Source organism: Streptomyces sp. NPDC004721 (assembly GCF_053601495.1).
In genome coordinates, this window is record NZ_JBSGBZ010000023.1 from 1 (window position 1) to 15833 (window position 15833).

The 15833-nt window shown below is 71.4% G+C and carries 15 protein-coding genes; 8 read left to right on the top strand and 7 right to left on the bottom strand.

The genetic code is table 11. The features are described from left to right. Window positions 1-207 (bottom strand): TetR/AcrR family transcriptional regulator (locus tag ACWEK3_RS21710; protein ID WP_453250367.1); only part of this gene is annotated, 207 nt, incomplete at its 3' end. Between the two features lie 180 nt (window positions 208-387). Further along, window positions 388-624 (bottom strand): hypothetical protein, encoded by a 237-nt coding sequence (locus ACWEK3_RS21715; protein ID WP_450538894.1) that lies wholly within the window; start codon window positions 622-624, stop codon window positions 388-390. 1007 nt (window positions 625-1631) lie between these two features. On the opposite strand from ACWEK3_RS21715, the gene ACWEK3_RS21720 reads away from it, so the two are divergent. Beyond that, window positions 1632-2558 (top strand): oxidoreductase, encoded by a 927-nt coding sequence (locus ACWEK3_RS21720; RefSeq protein ID WP_450538893.1) that lies wholly within the window; start codon window positions 1632-1634, stop codon window positions 2556-2558. A gap of 127 nt (window positions 2559-2685) precedes the next feature. Continuing rightward, on the top strand, window positions 2686-3468 hold the full coding sequence (locus tag ACWEK3_RS21725; RefSeq protein WP_376547160.1) for a sulfite exporter TauE/SafE family protein: 783 nt from the start codon (window positions 2686-2688) through the stop codon (window positions 3466-3468). Between the two features lie 25 nt (window positions 3469-3493). Here ACWEK3_RS21725 and ACWEK3_RS21730 read toward each other — a convergent pair whose 3' ends face one another. Together ACWEK3_RS21730 and ACWEK3_RS21735 are read right to left on the bottom strand one after the other, a co-directional pair. Next, window positions 3494-4111: a class F sortase gene (locus tag ACWEK3_RS21730; protein WP_365425878.1), complete on the bottom strand. Its 618-nt coding sequence runs from the start codon at window positions 4109-4111 to the stop codon at window positions 3494-3496. Between the two features lie 172 nt (window positions 4112-4283). Continuing rightward, the gene (locus tag ACWEK3_RS21735; protein WP_376409304.1) at window positions 4284-4820 is read right to left on the bottom strand and encodes a hypothetical protein; all 537 of its coding nucleotides are present in this window, start codon (window positions 4818-4820) and stop codon (window positions 4284-4286) included. Window positions 4821-5223: 403 nt separating this feature from the next. Between ACWEK3_RS21735 and ACWEK3_RS21740 the strand changes: the two genes are divergently transcribed. After that, on the top strand, window positions 5224-5628 hold the full coding sequence (locus tag ACWEK3_RS21740; RefSeq protein WP_450538890.1) for a nuclear transport factor 2 family protein: 405 nt from the start codon (window positions 5224-5226) through the stop codon (window positions 5626-5628). Between the two features lie 57 nt (window positions 5629-5685). Here ACWEK3_RS21740 and ACWEK3_RS21745 read toward each other — a convergent pair whose 3' ends face one another. Both ACWEK3_RS21745 and ACWEK3_RS21750 read right to left on the bottom strand, forming a co-directional pair. Next, window positions 5686-6168 carry a hypothetical protein gene (locus ACWEK3_RS21745; RefSeq protein ID WP_450538889.1) on the bottom strand — a complete coding sequence of 161 codons (483 nt, stop codon included), beginning with the start codon at window positions 6166-6168 and terminating at the stop codon, window positions 5686-5688. Window positions 6169-6292: 124 nt separating this feature from the next. After that, complete coding sequence (locus ACWEK3_RS21750) at window positions 6293-7936, bottom strand: M4 family metallopeptidase (RefSeq protein ID WP_453250368.1); 1644 nt, start codon at window positions 7934-7936, stop codon at window positions 6293-6295. 135 nt (window positions 7937-8071) lie between these two features. Between ACWEK3_RS21750 and ACWEK3_RS21755 the strand changes: the two genes are divergently transcribed. Then, window positions 8072-8533: a gamma-glutamylcyclotransferase family protein gene (locus tag ACWEK3_RS21755; protein ID WP_384078792.1), complete on the top strand. Its 462-nt coding sequence runs from the start codon at window positions 8072-8074 to the stop codon at window positions 8531-8533. Between the two features lie 193 nt (window positions 8534-8726). Here the strand turns inward: ACWEK3_RS21755 and ACWEK3_RS21760 are convergent, their stop codons facing one another. Further along, window positions 8727-9440: a SanA/YdcF family protein gene (locus ACWEK3_RS21760; protein ID WP_453250369.1), complete on the bottom strand. Its 714-nt coding sequence runs from the start codon at window positions 9438-9440 to the stop codon at window positions 8727-8729. A 238-nt stretch (window positions 9441-9678) separates the two neighbouring features. Here ACWEK3_RS21760 and ACWEK3_RS21765 point away from each other — a divergent pair, with 238 nt between their 5' ends. The 4 genes from ACWEK3_RS21765 to ACWEK3_RS21780 all read left to right on the top strand — a co-directional run bounded on the left by ACWEK3_RS21765 (window position 9679) and on the right by ACWEK3_RS21780 (window position 15813). After that, window positions 9679-11025 carry a deoxyguanosinetriphosphate triphosphohydrolase gene (locus ACWEK3_RS21765; protein ID WP_450538882.1) on the top strand — a complete coding sequence of 449 codons (1347 nt, stop codon included), beginning with the start codon at window positions 9679-9681 and terminating at the stop codon, window positions 11023-11025. A 194-nt stretch (window positions 11026-11219) separates the two neighbouring features. Then, on the top strand, window positions 11220-12485 hold the full coding sequence (locus tag ACWEK3_RS21770) for an NAD(P)/FAD-dependent oxidoreductase (RefSeq protein ID WP_453250370.1): 1266 nt from the start codon (window positions 11220-11222) through the stop codon (window positions 12483-12485). A gap of 38 nt (window positions 12486-12523) precedes the next feature. After that, on the top strand, window positions 12524-14434 hold the full coding sequence (gene dnaG, locus ACWEK3_RS21775) for a DNA primase (protein WP_390724001.1): 1911 nt from the start codon (window positions 12524-12526) through the stop codon (window positions 14432-14434). A gap of 173 nt (window positions 14435-14607) precedes the next feature. Beyond that, window positions 14608-15813, top strand: coding sequence for an RNA polymerase sigma factor (locus ACWEK3_RS21780; protein ID WP_365775376.1), 1206 nt, complete (start codon window positions 14608-14610; stop codon window positions 15811-15813). Window positions 15814-15833 lie beyond the last annotated feature (20 nt).

Sequence of the window (15833 nt, forward strand, 5' to 3'; positions counted from 1 at the left end):
CCGGTCGGTCATATCCTCCAGCACCCGCACTCCGACGAGCGTCTTCAGTTCGCCGAGGCTCGCCACGTGCTTGTAGAGCGACGGCGTGGCGACCCTGCAGCCGTGCGCCACGGCGGCGAGCGTGAGGCCGTCCGGCCCGTGCTCGTCCACGATGCCGAGCGCCACATCGACCACGGCGGCCGGCGTCAGCGACCTCTTAGCAACCATAGCCCAGAGGCTATTGCCATTAGCCAAGGACGTCAATCGGCACCGGAGGGGGGAACCTGGGGGAGGAAGTCGCGTTCTCGCGATTCGTGAGCTGATGCCCGTTTCCTTGTCGTGCGCCGGCGAGGAGGGCCAGGCCGGGGCCGGGCGACGTTCACCGCTGCGTTCGACGACGTCGCCAGCTTACTGATCGCGAACCAGATCGGTCACCAGCAAGTCGATGAACAGGTGGTTGTCGTCAGTTACGTGGACATAAAGCCGGAGCGGGTACCCCACGCACCGCAGGTAGGCGATGGCGGTCTCGGTGAGGCGCACCCTGCCCTTGCCAAGGTGGATGACAAGGCCCTCCAGTTCGTCGAGTCCCGCGAGCCACTCCGCCCACTCCTCACTTTGGACGTCGGCGGTGTATGTGGTCGGCATTTATTCCTCCCCAACAGCGGTGACCCTCACGAGAGTTCCGCATAGTCAACAACGGGGCGTAGCGCGTGGCTTTACTTGCCCAGCCGCGTTGGGATCACACCCCGAGGGCGTCCGCGCCAAGCTCACACGCCTGGTCGATCGCGAAATCCGAGACCAAGCCAGGCCTGTTCGCCCGGGCGTGGCCGTAAACGCCCGCCGATTCCACGATCGGCTCAGCTATCCCAACCGCAACGACGAAACCGGCATCACCTCACGAATCACTCTCTGAGGGGAGGGGAACTGATGGCTGACGTGTACGACCGCTGGCGCCTGTCCCGACCGCCGGCCGACGCTGAGCCGTGCGAGGCGCACAGCAGCAAGACCCAGACGGTGTATCCCAGCACCCAGCACGGCACAGGGAAACGCTGGCAGGTGCGCTACCGGGACTTGTCCGGTAAGCAGTGCAAGGAGAACTTCGAGAAGAAGAGTGCTGCGGACTCCCGTGCCGCCAAGGTGATGACTGAACTCGACGGCGGCACGTTCGTGAACCGGCAGTTGGGCAAGCAGAAGTTCAGGGCCATCGCTGAACGCTGGCAGGAGACGGCCGTACACCGCGAGCGGACACAGTCGAACGTCGAGCGGGCCCTACGGCTGCGCATCTACCCGACGTTCGGCAATCGGGAGATCGGCCGGATTCAGCGAGCAGACGGACTGAGGTGGATCAAAGAGCGGTCTGCGGTCATGGCTCCATCGAGCTTCGCGACATCCTGGAATGTCTGCACCAGCATCCTGAAGATGGCCCACCAAGAGGGGATCATTCCGAAGTACCCATGGGAGGGGCTGAAACCGCCGGAGGTCTTCTATCCGGAGATCCACCCGCTTCATCCGGAGGCGGTGAAGGCACTCATCGTGACCGCGTCTCCCCGGTACCGCGCCCTGGTGAGGCAAGCCGCTTCATTGGGGATGCCGCCCCTCTCCTACGTTGGATCACAGGTACCCGCCGTCCCTCCGTCACCAGGGAGCCCTCCATGCCCGGCTGGAACACGCACGACATGCCCGACCAGAGCGGCCGTACGGCGGTCGTCACCGGGGCCAACAGCGGGCTCGGTCTCGTCACCGCGCGGGAACTGGCCCGCGGGGGCGCCCGGGTGGTGCTGGCGTGCCGGAGCGAGGCGCGGGGGAGTGCGGCGGCCGATCGGGTGACGCGTGAAGTACCGGGCGCGGAGGTCGAGTTCGCGCGGCTGGATCTCGGGGACCTGGGATCCGTGAGGGAGTTCGCGGACGGGTACCCGTACCAGCGGCTCGATCTGCTCGTCGACAACGCCGGAGTGATGGCGCCGCCTTACGGGACGACGGCGGACGGGTTCGAGACCCAGTTCGGGGTCAACCACCTGGGGCACTTCGCCCTCACCGGGCTGCTGCTGCCCAGGCTGCTCGACACGCCGGGCGCCCGCGTCGTGACCGTCTCCAGCATGATGCACGCGCTGGCCAACGTCGATCTGCGTGACCTCAACAGCGAGCGCCGTTACCGGCGTTGGATCGCCTACGCCCGTTCCAAGACCGCCAACCTGCTCTTCACGCACGAGCTGGCGCGCAGGCTCGCGGCCACCGGGTCCGACGTGGTCGCGGCCGCCGCCCACCCCGGATACGCCGCCACCAACCTCCAGACCGCGGGGCCACGGGCGGAGGGCCGCCGGACGGCCGAACGGCTCATGGAGGCCGGCAACCGGGTCGTCGCCCAGCCGGCCGAGGCGGGCGCCCTGCCCACGCTGTACGCGGCCACCGTCCCGGGAGTGCGCCCCGACTCCTTCCACGGCCCGTCCTTCGCCATGTGGCGCGGAGCGCCGGCCCCGTCCTGGCGGGCGCCCTGGACCCTGGACGACCGGGGCGGCCGGCTGCTCTGGGAGGCGTCCGAGCGGCTCACCGGGGTGTCGTACGACGCCCTGAAGCACTGAGGCGACCTGAAGCACTGAGGTGAGGCACCCTGGAGGACTGAGCCGGCCGCACCTCACCTGGCCCTCGGACCTCAAAAGACCCTCAGATACGTGGACCGCGCACGCATCCCTGCCTAGGGTCGCGATCATGCCCGACATATCGCTGACCGTGGTCGTCCTGCTGTGCCTCGCCGCGTTCGCGGCCGGGTGGATCGACGCCGTGGTCGGCGGGGGCGGGCTCCTGCTGCTGCCGGCCCTGCTGCTGGGGCTGCCCGGCGGCACCCCGGCCGCGGCCGCGCTCGGCACCAACAAGGCGGTCGCCATCGTCGGCACGACCGGAGCGGCCGTGACCTACGTCCGCCGGGCGCCCGTGGACGTCCGCACCGCCGTCCGCATCGGGCTGGCAGCGCTCGCCGGGTCTTCCGCCGGGGCGTTCTTCGCGGCCGGGATGAGCACCGAGGTGCTCAAGCCGGTGATCATGGTGGTGCTGCTCGGGGTGGGAACCTTCGTGATCCTGCGTCCCTCGTTCGGCACCGCCCCGGTGTCCGGCCCGGCCACCCGCCGCCGGATCCTCGCGGCGATCGGCCTCGCGGGCCTCGGCATCGGCTTCTACGACGGCCTCATCGGCCCCGGCACCGGCACGTTCCTCGTCCTGGCGCTGACCGCCGTACTCCACCTGGACCTGGTGACCGCCTCCGCCACCGCCAAGATCGTCAACTGCTGCACCAACGCGGGCGCCCTGGCCACCTTCGCCTGGCAGGGCGCGATCCTGTGGCAACTGGCGGCCGTCCTGGCGGTCTTCAACCTGGCGGGCGGCGCCCTGGGCGCGCACACCGCGCTGAAGAAGGGCAGCGGCTTCGTCCGGATCGTGCTGCTGACAGTGGTGTTCGCCCTGGTGGCGAACATGGCCTACCAGCAGTGGGTGGCCTAAGCCTCTCGTTTGGATCATGCCGGGCTCAGCGGCTGCCGGTCAGGTGGGCGAAGACGACCACGTTGCCCCGGTAGCCGGTGGTCTTCGAGTAGCCGCCGCCGCAGGTGATGACGCGCAGCTCCGGGCGCTTGGCGGCGCCGTAGACCTTCTCGTCGGGGAAGTCCTTGGCCTCGTAGACCTCGATCGCGTCCACGGTGAAGACGGCGACGCCGCCGTCCCGGCGGTCCACCTCGATGGTGCTGCCCTTCTTCAGGGCGCCGAGGTTGTAGAAGACGGCGGGTCCCTGGGCGTTGTCGACATGGCCGGCGACGATCGCGGTGCCCCGCTCGCCGGGGGTGGTGCCGGCCTCATACCAGCCGGCCAGGTTCTTGTTGTCGGCGGGAGGGGCGTTGAGGCTGCCGGACTTCGTCAGAGCGAGGCCGGTCAGGGGGGCGTCTATCCGGATGGAGGGGATGCGGATGCGCAGGGGCGGGGACGGTGGCAGCGCGGGGGCGGCGCGGGCTTCCTCACCGGGGTCGAGCACGCCCTCCGCCGCTCCGGGCTGGGGTGGGGCGTGGGACTCGGCGCCGCTGTGCAGCAGCCAGGCGCCGGAGCAGAAGGCGACCACGGTGACGGTTGCTATCGCGGCGTTGCCTATGCGCATAGGGACGACCCCTCTCGGAATCCCGCGGGATTCCTTCCGGCCCCCCTTTCGGCCCCTCTGGGACCCCTCCCGGACTCGGTGCCCCGCACCCCCCTCCGGGCCGCGAGGGGCGTCGCACCCGGAAGGGGGCGGGGGCATGCGGTACTGGCGGACGGACAGCGGAGGATGTCCGTCAGATCCCGTCGCCTCTCGCCCGGCGATGCAGGAGCCAGGTACCGCCCGCGGCGGCGACGGCGAGAGCCGCCACACCGGCCGCGGTCTTCACGGGGTCGCGGTCCAGCTCGCTGCCGCCGACCCCCGTCTTCACGCTTCCCCGGGGCTCCACCTGCTCCTGAGCGGCCATCAGTGTGACGACCAGGTCGCCCCTGACCTCCTGGTCGCCCTCGGCGCACTGCGCGACGATCTCGTACGTCCCCGGCTGCGCGCTCTCCGGCACCCGGAACCGCCCGACGGCCTCGCCCTCGCGCGCGCTGGGCGCCAGCGTGAAGGGACCCGCGCCGACCGCGCTGGCGTCACCCGCCGCGGACGCCTTCTTGCCGCACCCCTTGGTGTTCACCGTGACCTGACCGCCCGGCTGGACCGAGTACGGATTCACCTCCAGGCTGCCACCGGCCGCAGCGTACGCGGGCGCGGCCAGACCGCCCACGGCGGCCGCGGTGAGCACGGCCCCGGCCATGGCCCTGGCCGGCCGGCGGGCGATACGTCGCATCGGTGCTCCTCCGGGCTCTGCGGTGGGGCCACGGCCCGCGACACCCGCGTGTGCCGCCGTCGGCCGTGCCCCTGCCCTATCGAGGTAAGTGGCCCGGCGCCGTTCCCGCTTGCTGAAGGCCTGTCAGGAATGCGGCGAACGGGTGGCCGGACCATCGCCCCGGACCGCCCCGCGGTCGACGTTTCGGCAGGTCAACGCCGTTCTACTGACGGCACGTCGGAGACCACCCGGAAGGGCGCGGGACGTGAGGGTGAACGGGTGCCCGAGCCGCCGCACCGGGCGGTCTACGCTGCCACCGTTGCCCATGACGTTCGACGGCCGAGCGCCCTGGGAGGAAGCCTCGTAGCACTCCCAGGTACCCGGTACCCGGATCGCACCGGCCGCCCGCAGAAGGGACAAAGCGATGGATCCCGATATCCGGACCAGGGCCGCGATCGAGGAACACTGGCGGGCATCGGAACGCGGGGACACCGAGGCCGAGCACGCCATCTACGCCGCGGACGCGATCCTCGACTACCCCCAGTCAGGTGAACGCTTCCGGGGCCGCGCGACGATCTCGGCGCAACGTGGCGGGCACCCCGCCAGTCGGCACTTCACCGTCCACCGGATCGCCGGCGGCGGGGACCTGTGGGTGAGCGAGTGTGTCATCACCTACGACGGGGTGCCCTCCTACTCGGTGAGCATCATGGAGTTCGCCCACGGACAAGTGGTGCACGAGACCCAGTACTTCGCGGACGCCTTCGGCGCACCCGAATGGCGGACGGCACTCGCGGAGCCGATGCCGGGCAGGAACATCACCAGGGCCTGACCGGACTCCGGTACTTGCGCGGCAAGGTCCGTCATCGACGTGCTGTCCGGAAGTGCCTCAGCGCTCACGTCGCCGGACGGCAAGCGCGGTCGACGGGATCCCCAGCGCGTTCAACCGGGCCAGAAGCTCCTCCTCTTGTCCCCGTGTCACGGTGATCCACAGGGACGTTCCCGAGTCGCTGGCGCTGAAGACCAGCCGGTCTCCCCGCCACCCTTCGGCGTTGATCGTGCGGGGAGCCAAGTCCGAGAGCACCGCGAACTGTTCGTCGTCGCGGACGTCGATGTCGATCCCCATCCCGGGATCGCCGCGCCGCGAGCGAGTGCCGTCCGCCACCGCCTCCCGGGCCAGGGACAGCGCGCGTTCGTACGCGTGCCGCACCGCCGGCGGCCAGGCGTCGTCGCTGTAGGCGTCGAGGTGGGCCGTGTCGATGGTGGAACGCAGGACGCGCAGAGCCTCGCGGTGAACAAGCGCGACGTCCGCGGGACTCAAACCGCCCACGAGTACGAGCTCGCGGCCGGGGTCGTCAGTCTGGTTGATCACAGGCCGGACCTTCTCACACGATCGGCCGGAAGGCCGTCCAGGCGGTCGTTTCGTCGAGCCGGACGTGCTGCGGCCGCCCCGGCCGGGAAGGCGGGAGCGGCCGCAACACTCGGGAGCCGAGCTGTCAGTTCACGTTGGTCGCGCTCCAGGCCGCTGCCACCGCGTTGTACTCGGTGCCGCCGGCGCCGTAGAGGTCCTTGGCGGCGTTCAGGGTCGCCGTCCTCGCGCCCGCGTACTTCGTGGAGGACGTCATGTAGACCGTCAGGGCCCGGTACCAGATCTTGCCGAGCTTGTCGCGGCCGATGCCCGTCACCGAGGAGTTGTTGCAGGTGGGGGAGTCGTAGGCGACGCCGTTGACGGTCCTGGCGCCGCTGCCCTCGGCGAGCAGGTAGGCGAAGTGGTTGGCGACGCCGGAGGAGTAGTGGACGTCGAGGTTGCCCACCGAACTGCTCCAGCAGTCGGCCGAACTGCCGTCCTTGGAGGGCTTGTCCATGTAGCGCAGGGCCGACTTGCCGAAGCCGGAGCGGACGATCTTCTCGCCGATCAGGTAGTCCCCGGGGTCCGAGGGGTTGTCGGCGTACCACTCCACCAGCGTGCCCAGGATGTCGGAGGTGGCCTCGTTCAGGCCGCCGGACTCGCCCGAGTACGTCAGTGCCGCCGTCTTCGACGTCACGCCGTGGCTCATCTCGTGGCCGGCCACATCGAGGGCGACCAGCGGACCGAACGTGGTGCCGTCACCGTCGCCGTACGTCATGCAGAAACAACTGTCGTCCCAGAAGGCGTTGTTGTAGTTGCTGCCGTAGTGGACGCGGTTGTACGAGCCCTTGCCGTCGCCCGCGATGCCGTTCCGGCCGTGGACGTTCTTGTAGTAGTCCCAGGTCTCGTTGGTGCCGTACTGCGCGTCGACCGCCGCCGTCGCGCGGTCCGCGGTCGTGCCCGTGCCCCAGTGGTTGTCGGCGTCCGTGAACAGCGTGGCGGGGGCGCGCTGGAAGCAGATGCCGAAGAAGCACGCGTCGGTCTTGTTCTCCGCGTCGCCGGTGTACGTGTTGCCGCGCGTCGGGTCCTTGAGCTGGTACGTCGAGCCCGAGACCGTGGTCTCCAGCGGCACCGTTCCGCTGTAGAGCGACTGGCCGTCGCCCGTCGCCGTCTCGATGCTGTCCCAGGCGTCGATCTGTGTGCCCGTGCGGGCGTCGGTGAGCACCGTACGGGCCACCGGGTTGCCGAGCGAGTCCAGCCCGACGGCATTGGTGCGCCAGGTCAGGCGCGGGGCGCCGTGCAGGGCGTCGACGATCAACTCCGGCTTGGCCTTGACCTGTCGCAGCTTCGTGCCCAGGTTCTCCGCGCGCAGCGCGTTCACCGCGAGGTCGGCCGCCTTCGGGGCGGAGAGCCGGGGCGTGGTGCTCGGGAGGGAGACCGTGCCCTTCGAGGCCCGGTCGGCGCCGGTGTAGCTGCCGTCCGGAGCCATGTGGACGATGAAGTCACCTCCCAGCACGGGAAGTTGGTGGTACGTGCGGTCGTAGCGGACGTGCTGTGCGCCGTCCTTGTCGACGATCACGTCCCGTACGGTGGTGGCCTCGGCGGAGGAGAGGTCCAGGGCCGTGGAGTGGTTCACGAGCGCCGACGCGGCGTTGTGGATCGCGGCGGCCCGGTCGGGTCTGCCCTCCGCGTGTGCGGCGGGGGAGAGGGCGGCGGCCAGCAGGGTGGCGGTGGTGGCGGCCACGCCTGCCGTGGCAAGGCGGGAAGCTCGGATGTGCCGTGTCCGACTCATCGGTCTCCTAGAGCGCGGGCGCCCCTGGGGGCGCTTGGGGGTTGCGCTGGCGTTGCTCAGAGATTTAAGTGCTCATGACATGTCATGTCCATAGCGTCCGCAGGGTGGGTGTCCAGGGGAGAGAGAATCGTTTCCGTGACGACTTCGACTGCTCCGACGCCGCCGCCCGCACCGCTTCCGTTCTTCGTCTACGGCACCCTGCGCCCCGGCGAGGGCAACCACGGACTGTTCCTGCGCGGCCGTACCCGCTCCGAGGAGCCCGCCCGGCTGTCCGGCGCGGTGCTCTACGACGGACCCGGCTATCCCTACGCCGTGGAGGAGCCCGGCGGGCTGGTGCGGGGCGACCTCGTCGCCGCCCGGCCGGAGGAGTACGGCGAGGTGCTCACCGCCCTGGACCGGCTGGAGGGATACGTGGCCGGCGACCCGCGCAGCCTCTACGAGCGCATCGAGCGCGAGGTGGTCCGCGAGACCGACGGAGCGACCGTACGCGCCTGGGTCTACGTCGCCGGACCGTCCGTCACCCGGCACCTGCGCACCGAGGGCTCGCGCATCGAGGGCGGGGACTGGCGAACGCGGCACACGCGGCACCGGGTCTGACGGGCGGCGACGCGACCGGGGCCGGGCCGGCGACGACCCGTTCGCAACGAGGTGCCGGAGCCCCACGAGACGGTGATCGGGACCCACGGCGTCCAGCCCCCGTACACCGAACGCGTCCCGCCCGCGGAGCACGAGGGCCCGCGGTACGAACTCCGCGTGGCCACCCCCGGGGTGCGGACGCGGGCCGCGGGCCCTACCCGGCGTCGGCCAGGGCCCTGGCCACCCCGTGCTCCGTGCGGCCCAGGAACTTCGGGTCCGGCTGGAACACCGCCTCCACGGCCGCCTTGCCGGCCGCGAACACCTCGCGGGTGCCGCCGTAGTACCAGGTGGCGTCGTGCTTGGCGTCGACGCCGACACCGTAGGAGTCGATGCCCGCCGCGTCGCACAGGGCGACCGCGCGCCGGACGTGGAACCCCTGGGTGACCAGGACCGCCCGGTCCACGCCGAAGATCTTCTTCGCGCGGACGCAGGAGCTCCAGGTGTCGAAGCCGGCGTAGTCGCTCACGATCCGGACGCCGGGCACGCCCCGCCTGGTCAGGTAGGCGCGCATGGCGTCCGGTTCGTCGTAGTCCTCGCGGCTGTTGTCGCCGGTCACCAGGAGCACCTTGATCCGGCCCTCGTGGTACAGCTTCGCCGCCGCGTCCAGCCGGTGCGCCAGGTAGGGCGACGGCTCCCCTTCCCACAGGCCCGCGCCGAAGACCACGGCCACGTCGGTGCGCGGCGCGTCCGCCGTGGTGCGCAGCCGGTCGCCGGCCACGACGTACATCCAGGTCGCCGGCAGCAGGGCCAGCGCGCATCCGGCCATCACCGCCTGCACCAGCAGCCGCCGCCCGGCGCGGGTGCGCGGCAGGCGCGGACGTGTCCACGACAGTCGGCGCGGCGTGCGCGGCGCATGCGTCAAGCGCATCGGTCAGTCCCCTCCCCGGGCGGCCCCACGGCCCTCGATCAGCAAGGACGCGGCGCACGCCACCCCGGTTCACCCGCCCCTGACCCATTCCTGTGACGCCAGACACGCCAGACACGGCAGACACAGCAGCGGAGTCCGGGAGGGCGCGCACACGACACGCACGCGACACGCACACCGTCGCGGACCGGAGGCGGACGGTGACATCCCGATTGTCGGTACCTGCGCTTACTGTCGAACCATGGAAGGGATCGCATCCGAGGCAGCCCACCCGCGCCGGCACGCCCCCCGGCCGCCCGAGAACCACGTGCCGCCCGCCGGCTACGAGGCGCCGGCCGTCGAGCGGTGGGCCGCCGAGCCGGACAAGCGGCCGGGGCGTACCGCCTTCCAGCGCGACCGCGCGCGCGTGCTGCACTCCGCGGCCCTGAGACGGCTGGCCGGCAAGACCCAGGTGGTCACACCGGGCGATCACAGCCAGGTCTGGGACGCCAGTCCCCGCACCCGGCTCACCCACTCGCTCGAATGCGCCCAGGTCGGCCGTGAGCTGGGCGCCGCCCTCGGCTGCGACCCCGACCTGGTGGAGGCGGCCTGCCTCTCCCACGACCTGGGCCACCCGCCCTTCGGGCACAACGGCGAACAGGCGCTGAACGAGTTCGCGCGGGACTGCGGCGGCTTCGAGGGCAACGCCCAGTCGCTGCGCCTGCTCACCCGTATCGAGCCCAAGCGGTTCGTCGTCGACGCCGCCACGGACGAACTCGTCAGCGTCGGCCTCAACCTCACCCGCGCCGCCCTCGACGCCGCCACCAAGTACCCCTGGCCGCGCGGTGCCCACCCCACCGACCCGGCCTCGCCCAAGTTCGGTGTCTACGAGGACGACCGGCCGGTCTTCGACTGGGTGCGCAAGGACGCTCCCGGCACCCGCACCTGCTTCGAGGCCCAGGTCATGGACTGGGCGGACGATGTGGCGTACTCGGTGCACGACGTGGAGGACGGGCTGCACGCCGGCCACATCGACCCGGGCTGCCTGCACGCCGAACCCGAGCGGCAGGCGGTCTTCGCGGTCGCCGTCGGCCGCTACGTCCCGGCCGGCACCGACCCCGGGGAACTCGCCGAGGCCCTCGACCGCCTCCTGGACCAGGAGTGGTGGCCGCACGGATACGACGGCTCGGCCGTCGCCCAGGCCCGCCTGAAGGACGCCACCAGCCAGCTCATCGGCCGCTTCTGCCTGGCCGCCGAGGGCGCCACCAGAGAGCGGTACGGAAGCGGGCGCCTCACACGCTACGGCGCGGAGCTCGTCGTCCCCCGGATCACCCGAATGGAGTGCGCGGTCCTCAAGGCCGTCGCCGACCGGTACGTCATGCAGCGCGCCGAGCAGGAGCGGCTGCGCGCCGACCAGCGGATCGTGGTCGCCGAGCTGGCCGAGACGCTGACCGCCCGCGCCCCGCACGGCCTCGACCCCCAGTTCCGCGCCCTGTTCGACCAGGCCGCCGACGACGGTGCGCGCAAGCGCGTGCTCGTCGACCAGATTGCCTCCCTCACCGACGCCTCGGCCCGTTCGCTTCACGCGCGCCTGAGAGGGCACGCATGACTTCGAGAGAGCGCGCATGACATTGACAGCACGTTTACGGACACCCGTGGTACGGGTGGGACCCGAGTGAACCCCGTGGCCCCGACCGGGTCTCCAGGTGACCCTCCGTGGCCTGATCGGGCCACTCCCTCTTCCCGCACCACGCTCCGTGCGGGACGCTCCCATGTGGCGGCACCCTTACGAGGAGGCATCAAGTGGTCGACGCGGATCAGACATTCGTCATCGTCGGAGGAGGTCTGGCCGGTGCGAAGGCGGCCGAGACCCTGCGCGCGGAGGGCTTCAGCGGCCGCGTGATCCTCGTGTGCGACGAGCGCGACCACCCCTACGAGCGGCCGCCGCTGTCCAAGGGCTACCTGCTCGGCAAGGAGGAGCGCGACAGCGTATTCGTGCACGAGCCCGCCTGGTACGCGCAGAACGACATCGAACTGCACCTCGGCCAGACGGTCGTCGCGATCGACCGCGCCGCCAGGACCGTCCACTACGGGGACGACGGCACCCATGTGCGCTACGACAAGCTGCTGCTGGCCACCGGCGCCGAGCCGCGCCGCCTGGACATCCCCGGCACCGACCTCGCCGGCGTCCACCACCTGCGCCGCCTCGCCCACGCCGAGCGCCTCAAGCACGTCCTGACCCACCTCGGCCGGGACAACGGCCACCTCGTCATCGCGGGCGCCGGCTGGATCGGCCTGGAGGTCGCGGCGGCGGCCCGCGAGTACGGAGCCGAGGTCACCGTCGTCGAGCCGGCCGCCACCCCGCTGCACGGCGCGCTCGGCCCCGAGCTGGGCCAGCTCTTCGCCGACCTGCACCGCGAGCACGGCGTCCGCTTCCACTTCGGCGCCCGGCTGACCGAGATCGTCGGGCAGGACGGCATGGTGCTCGCCGCCCGGACCGACGACGGCGAGGAGCACCTCTGCCACGACGTGCTCGCCGCGATCGGCGCCGCGCCGCGCCTCGCCCTGGCGGAGTCGGCGGGCCTGGAGCTGGCCGACCGCATCCACGGCGGCGGCATCAAGGTGGACGAGCGGCTGCGCACGTCCGACCCGGACATCTACGCGGCCGGCGACGTGGCCTCCTTCCCGCACGGGCTGTTCGACACCCGGCTGCGGGTGGAGCACTGGGCCAACGCGCTCAACGGCGGCCCGGCCGCGGCCCGCGCGATGCTCGGCCAGGAGGCCGTGTACGACCGCGTGCCCTACTTCTTCACCGACCAGTACGACCTGGGCATGGAGTACAGCGGCTGGGCGCCCCCCGGCTCGTACGACGAGGTGGTGATCCGCGGGGACGCCGGAAAGCGCGAGTTCATCGCGTTCTGGGTGAAGGAGGGCCGCGTCCTGGCCGGGATGAACGTCAATGTGTGGGACGTCACGGACCCGATCCAGCGCCTGATCCGCACGAAGGCACACGTGGACACGGAGGCGCTCGCGGACCCGCACGTGCCGCTGGACAGCCTGGCCCCGTAGCCGGACGGGAGCCTCGGCGACCACCGTAGACTTCTGGCGTGGCAGGACGGATCAACGACGAGGACGTGAAGGCGGTACGGGACGCGGTCCCGATCGACGCCGTGGTGTCCGAGTACCTCCAGCTGCGGAACGCGGGCGGCGGCAACCTCAAGGGCCTGTGTCCGTTCCACGACGAGAAGTCGCCGTCGTTCCAGGTCAGCCCGAGCAAGGGACTCTTCCACTGCTTCGGCTGCCAGGAGGGCGGCGACACCATCACGTTCGTGATGAAGATCGACCACCTCTCCTTCTCGGAGGTGGTCGAGCGGCTGGCCGCCCAGGCCGGCATCACCCTGCGCTACGAGGAGGGCGGGTACAACCCCGCCCACCAGCGCGGCGAGCGCATCCGCCTGGTGGAGGCGCACAAGCTGGCCGCCGACTGGTACGCCGAACAGCTCGCGAGCTCCGCCGAGGCCGAGACCGGCCGGGTCTTCCTCGCCGGGCGCGGCTTCGACCAGGGCGCCGCCGTCCACTTCGGCGTCGGCTACAGCCCCCAGGGCTGGGACCACCTCACCCGCTTTCTGCGCGGCAAGGGCTTCACCGACAAGGAGCTGATCCTCTCCGGCCTCGCCCAGGAGGGCCGCCGCGGCCCCATCGACCGCTTCCGGGGCCGGCTGATGTGGCCGATCCGCGACATCGGCGGCGACGTGGTGGGCTTCGGCGCGCGCAAGCTGTACGAGGCGGACAACGGACCGAAGTACCTCAACACCCCCGAGACGGCGATCTACAAGAAGTCCCAGGTGCTGTACGGGATCGACCTGGCGAAGAAGGAGATCGCGAAGAGCTCCCGCGCGGTGGTGGTCGAGGGCTACACCGACGTCATGGCCTGCCACCTGGCCGGCGTGCCCATCGCCATCGCCACCTGCGGCACGGCGTTCGGCGGCGACCACATCAAGATCCTGCGCCGGCTGCTGATGGACAACGGCTCGGCGCGTGTGATCTTCACCTTCGACGGCGACGCGGCAGGGCAGAAGGCGGCCCTGCGGGCCTTCGAGGACGACCAGAAGTTCGCCGCCGAGACCTACATCGCGATCGCCCCGGACGGCATGGACCCCTGCGACCTGCGCCTGGCCAAGGGCGACGAGGCGGTCGCCGACCTGGTCGAACCGCGTACCCCGCTCTTCGAGTTCGCGCTGCGCCAGATCGTGGCCCGCTACGACCTCGACACCCCGGCCGGCCGGGCCGGCGCCCTGGACGAGGCCGCGCCGGTCGTCGCCCGGATCAAGAACAGCGGCGCCCAGCACGAGGTCGCGGTGCAGCTCGCCGGACTGCTCGGCATCCTCGACACCCAGTTCGTGGTCAAGCGGGTGGCCCAGCTGGCCCGCTGGGCACGCGAGCGCGGCGGCCGCGGCCCGGCGCCGGACCAGCGGCAGCGGGGCCCGCGGCAGGAGCACGCGCCGACGCGCCCCGCGTCCCGGGGCCCGGCGCTCAACCTGCGCAACCCGGTCTTCGCCACCGAACGCGAACTGCTCAAACTCGCCCTGCAACGCCCGGAGCTGGTCTCACCGGCCTTCGACGCCTACGGCGTGGACGAGTTCACCGCCCCGTCCTACGCCGCCGTACGCCAGGCGGTCCTGGACGCGGGCGGCGCCGAGTACGGCGTGGGCGACCCGCAGGAGTACCTGGCCCGCGTCCGCGAGGCCGCCCCGGACGACACGGTCCGCGCGATGGTCACCGAGCTGGCGGTGGAGGCGATCCTGCTCCGCCGGGAGGTCGACGACGCCTACGCGGGTGCCCAGCTGGTGACGGTCCGCCGTCGCGCGGTCGAACGCCGCATCCGCGACCTCCAGAGCACGGTCGCCCGCCTCGGCACCGGCGGCGACCCCGCCCAACTGGCCTCCGCTCAGAACGAGTTGTGGATCCTCCAGCAATACGACCAAGCTCTGCGGGAGCGTGGCGCGGCGGCACTGTGATCGTCGGCCCGACCGTCGGACGGTCTGCGTAACCGGCCGGTCACGGACGGGACGCAAAAAGTCATCGCACGCCCCTCGTGGCGGTGATGTGTCGTACCCCACACTGGGTCCGGTTGCCTGAGTCCTCGGCGCGCGGCCGCTCCGTCTCCCACGGGTCCCACATCTGAGCGGCTGTGCTCCTCGCGTACGGGACGGACGGTGGCGAGGCCGCCGACTCCGCCCCCCTAGTACCGCTGCCGCACACCTCAGCAGCGATCATCCTGGAGGTCGCCCCCGTGCAGACCCAGACCCTCACCCAGACCGACATCGCCACCGGCCCGGGCCTTGCCGGACCGGACCCGGACCTGGGGGAGGCCGACGTCGTCGCGGCCGTACCCCCGCAGGGCCGGGGCGCGCACCACCCCGAGGCGGAGCCGGAGGCCCCGTCCGAGCTTCCCGAGCCGGTTCCCGCTCGCACCGAGAGCGGGGGTCCGTCCTCCGACCTGTTCCGCCAGTACCTGCGGGAGATCGGCCGGATCCCGCTGCTCACCGCGGCCGAGGAGGTCGAACTGGCCCGGCGTGTGGAGGCCGGCCTGTTCGCGGAGGAGAAGCTGACCACCACCCCGGACCTGGACAGCCGGCTCGCTCTGGACCTGGACCGGATCGTCGTCCTCGGCCGGATGGCCAAGCGCCGGCTCATCGAGGCCAACCTGCGGCTCGTGGTGTCCGTGGCGAAGCGGTACGTCGGCCGGGGGCTCACCATGCTCGACCTCGTGCAGGAGGGCAACCTCGGGCTCATCCGGGCCGTGGAGAAGTTCGACTACGCCCGCGGCTACAAGTTCTCCACCTACGCCACCTGGTGGATCCGCCAGGCCATGTCCCGGGCCCTGGCCGACCAGGCCCGCACCATCCGCGTGCCCGTGCACGTCGTCGAACTCATCAACCGGGTCGTGCGGGTGCAGCGGCGGATGCTCCAGGAGCGGGGCTATGAGCCGGCCCACGAGGAGGTCGCCGCCCACCTCGACCTGCCGCCCGAGCGGGTGAGCGAGGTCCTGCGGCTCGCCCAGGAGCCGGTCTCCCTGCACGCCCCGGTCGGCGAGGAGGACGAGGTCGCCCTCGGTGACCTGATCGAGGACGGCGACGCCGCCTCGCCCGTGGAGTCGGCGGCGTTCCTGCTGCTGCGCGAGCACCTGGAGGCCGTGCTGTCCACGCTGGGGGAGCGCGAGCGCAAGGTCGTGCAGCTGCGGTACGGGCTCGTGGACGGGCGCCCGCGCACGCTGGAGGAGATAGGACGCCTCTTCGGCGTGACGCGGGAGCGGATCCGCCAGATCGAGTCCAAGACCCTCAACAAACTGCGCGACCACGCCTTCGCCGACCAGCTCCGCGGCTATCTGGACTGACGGGGGGCCGCTCACCTTGG